The sequence below is a fragment of the Catenulispora rubra genome (genome assembly GCF_015356825.1).
Lineage (GTDB): Bacteria > Actinomycetota > Actinomycetes > Streptomycetales > Catenulisporaceae > Catenulispora > Catenulispora rubra.
Genome location: NZ_JAACYW010000518.1, coordinates 1 through 3,378, shown reverse-complemented (window position 1 = coordinate 3,378; position 3,378 = coordinate 1). Strand labels below are relative to the sequence as shown.

Here is a 3,378-nt window from a genome sequence, read left to right as displayed (position 1 = left end):
GCACGCGGGTGGGACGGCCGGAGGCGAATGGATTGGGCGGCACAGCGGTCCTGCGTCGCCCGGGGCCCCGGCGCTGAAGACCTGCTCGGCGTCGGTGACAGGTACGGTGCCCGGCACGACGACCAGCACGCTGGACAGCCTGGTCTTCAACACAGTGTCGGGGACTACGGCGGGAATCCCGTGGGCCGTCCAGATCCACGTCTTCCCGGATAAGAAGTCCCACCTCGATTGGCAGGATCACAAGCTCCCGCAGGGCTCTATCCCGCAGTCCGCTAAGGACGCCGAGCACCCGGGCGCCATGGCGCAGTTCCGGACGCCGGGTGTGGAGGGCTACAGCGAGTTCGGCGGTCCCGACGGCACCTCGGGTGACTCGCAGTACTTCACCATTCAGGAGGGCATGGGCATCGGACCCGGTACGACAGCGAAGACTTCGCAGGGGTTGTCCCCGGGCTGGAATCCCCGGATCTACCCGGCCTATGTGACGTCGGGATGGATGGGGCCGGACGTCGACCACCTCTGCGCGCAGTACGCCGACCACGCGGAGTTCGAGCCGGTGTATCGGATCCAGGGAGGCGACTTCTATGTGTTCGGATATTCGGCGGCCGATCGTCCGCAGAAGGTGATCGGCTATAGCGCGTCCGGAACAGTAGTGGGGACGGCGATGGCCGTTAAGGGCGGTCCGTACTTCCTCCTGTCGCTGCCCGGAACGAAGTAGCAGACCGCGCGGGCCTCTCGCCGCCATGCGACGACGACGAGGGCCCGCGCGTAAACGTGTGTTGCGCGTAAAGGATGCAGAACGCAGAGGGCGCTTAAAGAGCGCTCACGGCGTGAGCCGGTGCAGGTCCCGAGGGAACAGCGCCGTCCGCCGCAGGTTGTCCGCCTCCGTCAGCCGCATCGTCCAGCGCTCCAAGCCCAGGGCGAACCCGCCGTGCGGCGGCATCCCGTGCTTGAAGTTCGCCAGATAGCCCTCATACGCCTCCGTCGTCTCCCCGCGCGCAGAGAGCGCCGCCACGTAGTCCTCATAGCGATGCAGCCGCTGTCCGCCGGTGATCAGCTCCAGCCCTCGGAAGAGCAGGTCGAAGGTGTTCGAGTACCGTGGCCGGTCCGGTTGCGCGTGCGTGTAGAACGGCCGCTTGACCATCGGGTATCCGGTGACGAACAGGAACTCGCTCCCGAACTCGCGCAGCGCCCACGCGCTCAGCTCGCGCTCGTTGGCCGGCGACAGGTCCGGCTCGTCCTCGCCGAGCATCTCCATCGCGTCCGCGAAGTGGATCTCGGGGATCTGCTCCGGCACCACCGGCAGCTTCACCCCGAGCAGGTCCACAGCGGCCGCCGCGCGCTCGCCGACGGCGGCGACCATGCCGGCCAGCGCCTGCCGCACCACCGCCATCACGTCGCGGTGGTCCGTGATGAAGCCGAGCTCGGCGTCCAGGCTTGTGTATTGCGCCAGGTGCCGGGCGGTGTCGGAGGGCTCGGCACGGAAGACCGGGCCGGTCTCGTAGACCCGCTCGAAGACGCCGACCATCGCCTGCTTGAAGAACTGCGGCGACTGCGCCAGGTACGCCTTGCGCCCGAACCAGTCCAGGGCGAAGACGGTGGCGCCGGACTCGGTGGCCGAGCCGACGATCTTCGGGGTGTGGATCTCGGTGAAGCCCTCGGCGTCCAGCGCGGTGCGGAAACCCGCGACGGAGGCGGCCGTGATCTGGAACGGGGCGTTCAGGTGCGGGTGGCGCAGGGTCACCGGCGCGCCGTCCAGGATGGTCGGCAGTGAGGCGGTCACGCTCGGCCGGTAGATCTCCAGCGGCGGCGTCTCGGCGGGACTGGACAGCAGCTCGACCTGAGGACCCGCGGCCGCCGCGACGACCTCGACGCCGCCGGGCGCCTGCTCGTTGGCCGTCACGATCCCGACGAAGGAGAGCACGGTCTCCTCGGGGATGTCGCGCAGCTGCTCGGCGACGCCGCCCGGCAGAACGGCCTGCGTCAGGCCGCTGCGGTCGCGCAGGATCAGGAACGTGACGTTCTTCAGCTCGCGGCGGCGGTGCAGCCAGCCGGACACCTGGACGGTTTCACCTACGTGCGCCGACATCTCGGACGCTAGTACGCGGTGGATCATCGTTAGCCCTCCCAAGGGCCTCGAAGTGATCCCTTGGGGGGTGCGGGCGATAAGGGAATCGCGGTACCACCGCACCTTCGCCGCGGCTTGCGGCCGCGACCTCGTGGCGGCCCGGTGACGGGGGCCATCCGGCGGGGCATTGCCTCCCCGCACTCGGGAGGGTCTTCGCCTCGGGACGCGGGGCCGTCTTCCCAGCTGCCGACGGCTCTCTGGACCCGCGCGGATCCGAGGCTACTCGTCTCCTTCAACGTGTTGGAGCGATCTTAACTCCGGCGGGGATCACGAACAATCGAATACCCCGCTCGGAGCGGCGGCCTTGGCAGAGGCAGAGGCAGAGCTAGAGGCGGCGCGAGGAATAGAGAAGGAAGCCAAGCCCGGAACTCCGTGACAGTGCCCGGTCACCCACGCGTCGCGATCCTTAGCCGCGACACTGCGGCCACCCATACGCATCCCTGTCACCATGACGTACCGCACCTGCCCGGTGCGCACGAGCGCCGCCAGCCCCTGCGCGGTCGGCGCCGGGGCGTCGCTCGTGAAGCCGCCCATGGGGAGGACCGGGACGTTGTCCGCCAGGTAGGTCGCTGCGGCCATGGAGCCGTCTACGGCGGCGGCGTAGGGACGCCCGTCGCGGTTGCGCTTCAGGAAGCGGAGCACCTGCGGGTCGGGTCCCCGGCTGAAGTCGCGCAGGCCGCGCTCGATCTCGTCGTTGACGGCGGCGCTGGTCTTCCGGCCTCCGAACATCGCCTGCGGCGGTCCGGCGGAGGCGGCGACGCTGCCCATCATGTCGCCCCGGCGGGTGAGTACCGAGGACGACCACACGGCCGGTGCGGCCAGTGCGGCGGTCGCTACGGCGAGAGCGGACAGCGCGCCGACGGCACGGTTGCGGGAGATGCGGGCCCAGGGGATCAGTGCGATCGCCAGGACGGCAGCGGCCAGGACGAACCAGCGCAGCCACGGCTGGTAGTGCGGAGTCTCGCGGCTTGCGAAGAACGCCCAGCCGCCGGTCGCGGCGACGAGCGCCGGCAGCTGCCAGGCCCGGCCGCGGGCGGCGGCGACGAACGCGGCGCCGGCGAGGGCGGCGACCGGCGGGGCGAGAGTCGAGGTGTAGTAGGAGTGGATGCCGGTGGCTGCGCAGAAGGCCAGTCCGTAGATGCCGAGCCAGCCGCCCCAGAACAGGTAGCCGGCGAGTGTCTTCCGGCGCGCGCGGTCTGCGGCGAAGGCCTCAAGCTCAGCCTGCGCTGCCCGCATAACGGGCCCAGCGCGCC

General features: G+C 70.0%; 3 protein-coding genes. 1 reads left to right on the top strand and 2 read right to left on the bottom strand.

What is annotated here, in order from left to right; translation table 11 throughout:
- The coding region (locus GWK61_RS53355; protein ID WP_228564485.1) for a hypothetical protein at positions 1 to 715 on the top strand (715 nt) is incomplete at its 5' end.
- A 105-nt stretch (positions 716 to 820) separates the two neighbouring features.
- Here the strand turns inward: GWK61_RS53355 and aspS are convergent.
- Both aspS and GWK61_RS53345 read right to left on the bottom strand, forming a co-directional pair.
- A complete protein-coding gene (gene aspS / locus GWK61_RS53350; protein WP_194922040.1) occupies positions 821 to 2,113 on the bottom strand; it encodes an aspartate--tRNA(Asn) ligase in 1,293 nt (430 codons plus the stop codon).
- Between the two features lie 279 nt (positions 2,114 to 2,392).
- Positions 2,393 to 3,378 (bottom strand): mannosyltransferase YkcB-related protein (locus GWK61_RS53345; protein ID WP_228564484.1); only part of this gene is annotated, 986 nt, incomplete at its 5' end.